Raw genomic sequence first — 6,326 nt, forward strand, 5'->3', positions numbered from 1 at the left:
CTCGCAAGGCATGGGAAAAATAAAAGACCTCTTTGCAGATGCGCGAAAAGGAAAGTGGATGATAGGTGCCGATGTTGCAGAGTATGCAGCAAATTTAAGTGACAAGCTTGGTGCCTTTAAAAGCCAACTAGGTGGGATTGCCAGTTTTATTGGTGCGCGTTTCATGCCAGTTCTCAATGATTTGATTGATGCTTTTTCAGCATTGATTGATGAAAATCGTGATCTCATTCAAACAACCGTCACAAAGTGGGCAAAATCTTTAAAAGACGTCTTGAAGGCTTTGTGTGATCCTACCTCTGATTTGAGACAAAATATCAGTGGGATCACGGAAAGAATCAAAGGGTGGTTTAAATGGATGGAACCATTGATTGGTGAAATAAGCCTGTTTAAGGTTGGTCTTGTGGCACTTAGCGCATTCATTTTTGGTCCCCTCATTGCATCCTTAGTTGCACTGAGCACTACGTTTATCACACTTGGGGTTGCTATAATGACGACACCTATAGGTTGGATACTTGGCGGCATTGCAGCGATTGTTGGAGCTGGATATCTGCTTTATAAAAACTGGGATAAAATTAATGGCTGGTTGGTTACATCCATAGCTGTGATTAGTGCCGTTTTTATCAGGCTTACTATCGCTCTTATAGGATCGCTTCTTCCAGTATTAACCGCAGTAGGCTCAGCATTTATCAGGCTTTCTGTAACTCTTGGGAGGTCACTGTTTTCATCGTTAGTTGCGGTTGATTCAGCTTTCATGAAGTTTGTTGTAACTCTTGGAAGATCACTGCTTTCATCGTTAGCCGCAGTAGGTTCAGCATTTATATCGCTTGGCATCACAATCATGACCACTCCCATAGGCTGGATACTCGGCGGTATTGCATTGCTTGTTGGGGCTGGATATCTACTCTACAAAAACTGGGATACGGTAACAAGCTATCTAAGCAAGTTATGGGATTCTTTTGTTGCTTTATGCAGCGATGTTTTTGATAACCTTTTTACTTTCTTTAAAGATTTTTCGCCACTTTATTGGATAGCAACAAAAATCAATTCATTGATTGACTGGTTGTTTGGGGTCAACTTAATAGATGCAGGAGCTAATCTGATTAGTGGGCTGTGGGAGGGCATGAAAAGCGCGTGGCAGACAATGTATAATTGGCTTAGCGGTGCGATTAAAAAATTAACGAGTTGGATGCCTAGCTGGATGAAAGAAAAGCTTGGATTTAGCGCTACAATTGATAAAAGTTCAACTGAGACGATTAAAAATCTTACCGAAGAAACAAGTACACGTGCAAAAAGAATAACCGATGCAACTGTTGTTACGAACACCCCACCTCAACAACGCAACAGCAGCACGCATATAAACTCCGTTGAAGCGGCAAAAGTTCAAGCTTTGAATGCTTCCGAGCCGATTATGGTTCAAAAGCCTGCGGAAGTGGATGCTTCTATCACTATTAGCAATTTGAATGTTTCGGGGGGAAGAGGCTCTGCGGATGAAATTCATGCTGCGGTCAATCAAGCCCTTGAACGTCAAGCCAAACAGCAGCGCTTGGCTATAGCATCGAGCTTTTCGGATTAATCACCATGATGTTGGCTTTGGGGCAGTTTATTTTTTCGGTTGAAACGGCAGCGTATCAAACACTCAACATGTCTTATGATATTCCGTGGGTAGAACAGGGGCGATTGGGGCGCAAGGCAGCACTTCAACTGCCAGCTGTTGCCAATGCGGAATTTTCTTTAACAGGGGTGGTGTATCCAGACTTTAAAGGTGGGGCTGGGCAGATAGAACGATTGCGCAAGATGGCGCATGAGGGTGCGCACATTCTTGTAACGGGGCAGGGGAAGATTTTAGGGAAGTTTGTCATTCTTTCCGTTGAGGAAAAGCAGAGTGTTTTCCATAAAAATGGCACACCCCAAAAACAAGAATTTACCGTGAAATTAAGAGAATATGGTCAAGATGGAGAAGCTTGGTGAGTGATCTTTACGTCACAGAAGAAGGGGATATGGTTGATGCCATTTGCTGGAAATATTACCCCAAAGGGCAACAGGCACTGGCTGTTGAACGTGTTTATGCTGCTAATCATGGTCTTGCAAATTATGGTGCTCTGTTAAAAGCAGGGGTAAGGATAGTTTTGCCTTCTTTACCCTATCCTAAAGCCACACCAGTGATTAGAATTTGGGGACGTAAATCATGAAGCCTTTTTGCACAGTTATGGCAAATGGCGAAGATATTACAAATTCTCTCATGGATTATGTCTTGTCGATTGAAATTACGAATGAGGCAGAAGACAAAAGCAACCGTATCACCATAGAGCTTGATGATCGTGCACGGGCAAATGACAATGGTTTTTTGGATATTCCTTTAATTGGAACAGTGATTTCTATCAGTCTTGGCTATGAAGGGGGAGCTGTGCGGGATATGAGCACGTACTTGATTGATGAAATATCGGTAAGCAGCCCACCGCAAACTTTAAGTGTTACGGGGCGTGCTGCTGCGATGAACACATCTTACAGAACACCCAAAAGCCAATCCTATCATCAGAAAACATTGGGCAGTATTGTTCAAGAGATCGCAACACGGAATGGTTATACGGCAAAAGTTGACCCGACACTTGCCAAAATTGTTGTGCGTCACATTGATCAAACGGCTGAAAGTGACATGGCTTTTGCTGCACGCCTTGCTGCGGAATATGATGCTGTTGCAAAGCCTGTTGATGGGAAACTGGTACTTGCCAAACGTGGTGCTGGCAAAGCCATAACGGGGGAGCCACTTCCGATAGTTTCCATCAATGAGAGAATGTGTAGCTCTTGGGATTTTAAATATAGCGCACGTGATGAAGCAGGGGCAGCCAATGGCTTGGAAATGGGTGCTGGAGACGATCAAAAAGCTGCTGCCGATGCACGGGCACCAGAAAAAATGGAGGAAGATGAAAACTTTATTCACATGGATGAGAGTGATACCAACAAAAGCCCCACACTGCCTAAGCTGCAAGAGACAGAATCAACATCCATAAAAGAAGGGGAAGAAAAAAAGGGCGGTGTTATTGCCAGCTATCATGATTTACGCAGTGGTGAGAAAAAGGAAGTCAAATCTGGTGAAGCACCGTTTCATGAATTAAAATATACCTATCACAACCAATCAGAAGCTGTTGCAGCGATTGCTTCTTATCGCAATAAGTCATCACGTGGAAAATCATCCTTTTCGTGTGATATGGGTGGGAACCCTCTCATCCAAGCAGAAGCAAAGCTTATTCAAGAACCACCCTTTAGACCTTACATCCCTTTCGAGTGGCGTATCAAAAGCGTTAAACATGAGTTTGCACCCAATGGAGGTTATACAACACAAATAGACTGCGAACTTTTTGATGAAGGACAGGAAGATGCCGCGGGAAATGTTGCCGATACCACACCAGATAAGGATGACATCATCGACCCCAACGCTCCTCCCACTGCATCATATGATGAGGGAGAAGATGTTATTCATATGGATGAAGGAGATATGTAAAAACAGTAGAAGAATTGTAAAGAAAAAATTATTTATGAATAATAAAAAAAATTTATTAATAGGTATTTTATTTCTTTAAAATTTATTTTATTACAAATTGTGCTTTGAATCATGCAATATTTATCATCAAAATACGTTATTTAAGTTATAAGTATGTGTGTAGTTGTGTATTAAAATAAGGCTTTTCTGTAGAAATTATGGAGCAAGTTATATGCGTGATTAGCTGCAGAAGTTCACTAAAAAGTGCAAGTCTTATCATTAACTATGTTTAATCAGAGTCTTTATTTTCCATTCTCCAAAATGGGAAAAGGGTCAGATAAGTTAAAAAAGATGATGTCATAATGTGTTTAATGCAAGGAGGTTGATATGAGTAATCAAAAGCCTGCTCTATGTACAGTTCAGCAAGTAGCCAACTTCTTTCTCGATAAAGGACGCGAAGAAAACGTTCCGATTACGCAGATAAAGCTTATTAAGATAGTTTATTTCGCTTATGGATGGATGTTGGCAATTAAAGGTAAGCATCTTTTCCCTGATCGCATAGAGGCTTGGAAACATGGTCCTGTTATTCCCGCACTGTATCATGAGTTTAAGTGGTATGGGAGTTATCCTATCAATCAGAGTTCGCGTGAATATGATTGTGAAACAGATAAGTTGTTTGTCAGAAAAATTATTCTGAATGCAGATAGCGAATATATAATTAACATACTGAGTGATGTATGGGAAAAATATAAAAATTTTCCTGCTGGGCGATTAATAGATGAAACTCATAAAAAGAATTCTCCATGGCATGATATATATGAAAAAAACGGAGGCAATATACCACACAATACGCAAATAGAAGATACACCTATCAAAATTTATTTTTTGAAAGAATTAGGCTTAGAAAATATTTAAATAAGTTTGTAAAGATTTAAGAGGCGGTTATGGTTTCATCTTCTACTGGTAGTGATGATGATGGTAACGATTGTAATGATAAAAGTATTGACAATAATGATGGGGCGCCTGCTTTTAGCCAACCCAATACGGATGCAGTGGGTAATAGTTATGATGAGGTGTATAAGGAGGACTTTTTTAAGCTCGTTGAAAATTGTAATGTTAGTTTAAAAGTAGATAAATTAAAAAATGAAATTAAGGATACGCGTTGTGCTGTTTTAGTGTTTGCTTTGATAGCAGAGGTTGTGTTTTTACCGCTTATAAAATCTGGTGTGATTTGTGCTTTTGCAAATTGTGATGAAGATCATGCGGGTTTTAAGGTACTGTTTTTGGCGATATTGTTACAAATAATTTTGATTATATGGCCATTTTATCCTATTTTAAAACAAGTAAATAAGAAGGGATTTGGGAAAGCTTTTCAAGATATGAAGCAAGATCTAATGAGCGGATTAAAGTATTTTTTTGCACTGGTAAAAAAATGGTGGCTGTTGCCGCTGTTGTGGCTGTTATTGTAAAAAATGGTAGCTGAGAAAAAAGATACAGGTAGGTACTTAATTTTTACTTGACAAAATCGTAATAACGTATCTAATGTTGATTCAGGTGCCTGAAAAACGCCTTAAAATACCAAGCGGATGGATTGCCGAAACAGTCTTTTTCTGCACATTAAAAGCTTTGACTCGTTATATGTTGCGTGCATATAATGGCTTTGTCGGGTGTGGTTATGCTATACAATACCCTTCATGGGGAAGGCATAACGACGGACTTGGTACCGTGTTTTTCAGCACCCGACATCCTGTAAAGGTGTCAATGAAAAACAAGTTATTACCAAGGAGTTCATTATGAATACTCTCATAGAAATTACAGAACAAGCGATCGGGCAGGAAACTGTTCAAGCGATTAATGCACGTGAGTTGCATACATTTTTAGAAGTTAAATCCGAATTTAGAAATTGGATAAAAAATCGTATTGAGGAATATGCTTTCTCAGAAAATCAGGACTTTATAAGTTTCGGTAAAAATTTACCGAAACCTTCAGGCGGTCGTCCGAGCATGGAATATCACATCACTTTAGACATGGCAAAAGAGCTTTCCATGGTTGAGAGGAATGAGAAGGGTAGACAAGCTCGTCGTTATTTCATTGAGTGCGAGAAGAAATTAAAAAGCCAATCTGTTGGTTATGAATTATTGTCTGATGAGTGTTTAAAAAATCCTGCTGGTGTTGGAAAAATTTTAGGGGTGATGATGAGGCGTTTGTTGGATGCAAATGACCTTGAAGAAGAACTCGAACAGCATAAAGCATTAATTGCAGAAGCAAAACGCATTTTAGAAAATCCACTTAAAAAAGTGGCTTAACTTTATCATGAAGCTTATATCGTTCCGCCATTAAAGTAGGAAAGAAATTAATTATTAATCTGTCATTCAGCTCTGCTTTTTGCAGGGCTTTTTTTATGGAGGCAAGAATATGCGCAAAATATCCAAAGAAGGGCTTATGTTAATCAAGCAATGGGAAGGTTTGAGGTTACACGCTTATCAAGACCCCATTGGGATATGGACAATTGGTTATGGTCACACAAGTGCTGCTGGAAAACCTATTGTTCATAAAAACATGAATATCACTGAAAAGGCAGCAGAAGATATTCTTTGTCGAGACTTAAAACAATTTGAGAAGAGTGTTGAACAAGCTGTCACTGTTTCTTTAACAGATGAGCAATTCGCAGCATTAGTGTCTTTTTGTTATAATGTAGGGACAGCAGCATTTTGCAACTCCACACTCCTTAAAAAGCTGAATAAAGGTGATTATGAAGCTGTGCCAGCCGAATTGCAAAGATGGACTAAAGCGGGTGGAAAGCGTCTTCAAGGTCTTGTTAATCGTCGAGCAGCAGAAGCGGGTTTAT

At 39.7% G+C, this 6,326-nt stretch carries 8 protein-coding genes; all 8 read left to right on the forward strand.

All coding sequences use genetic code 11. The annotated features are described in order from the left end of the window. A partial coding sequence (locus tag ACMFKV_RS06835) for a phage tail tape measure protein (protein WP_413154866.1) occupies positions 1-1,573 on the forward strand: 1,573 nt, incomplete at its 5' end. A 5-nt stretch (positions 1,574-1,578) separates the two neighbouring features. Continuing rightward, positions 1,579-1,968: a phage tail protein gene (locus ACMFKV_RS06840; protein WP_413154867.1), complete on the forward strand. Its 390-nt coding sequence runs from the start codon at positions 1,579-1,581 to the stop codon at positions 1,966-1,968. Further along, positions 1,965-2,189 carry a tail protein X gene (locus ACMFKV_RS06845; RefSeq protein ID WP_336288541.1) on the forward strand — a complete coding sequence of 75 codons (225 nt, stop codon included), beginning with the start codon at positions 1,965-1,967 and terminating at the stop codon, positions 2,187-2,189. The genes ACMFKV_RS06840 and ACMFKV_RS06845 overlap by 4 nt, the downstream gene beginning before the upstream one ends. Beyond that, a complete protein-coding gene (locus ACMFKV_RS06850) occupies positions 2,186-3,499 on the forward strand; it encodes a phage late control D family protein (protein ID WP_413154868.1) in 1,314 nt (437 codons plus the stop codon). Before ACMFKV_RS06845 ends, ACMFKV_RS06850 begins: the two co-directional genes overlap by 4 nt. A 366-nt stretch (positions 3,500-3,865) precedes the next feature. Beyond that, a complete protein-coding gene (locus ACMFKV_RS06855) occupies positions 3,866-4,393 on the forward strand; it encodes a Panacea domain-containing protein (protein WP_413154869.1) in 528 nt (175 codons plus the stop codon). A 29-nt stretch (positions 4,394-4,422) separates the two neighbouring features. After that, entirely contained in the window at positions 4,423-4,947 is a 525-nt protein-coding gene (locus ACMFKV_RS06860) for a hypothetical protein (protein ID WP_413154870.1), read from the forward strand. Between the two features lie 324 nt (positions 4,948-5,271). After that, positions 5,272-5,784: an antA/AntB antirepressor family protein gene (locus ACMFKV_RS06865; RefSeq protein WP_413154871.1), complete on the forward strand. Its 513-nt coding sequence runs from the start codon at positions 5,272-5,274 to the stop codon at positions 5,782-5,784. A 109-nt stretch (positions 5,785-5,893) separates the two neighbouring features. Beyond that, positions 5,894-6,326, forward strand: a 433-nt coding sequence (locus tag ACMFKV_RS06870) for a lysozyme (RefSeq protein WP_413154872.1), incomplete at its 3' end; no start/stop codon positions are given.

The sequence above is a fragment of the Bartonella propinqua genome (assembly GCF_047263965.1).
GTDB lineage: Bacteria > Pseudomonadota > Alphaproteobacteria > Rhizobiales > Rhizobiaceae > Bartonella.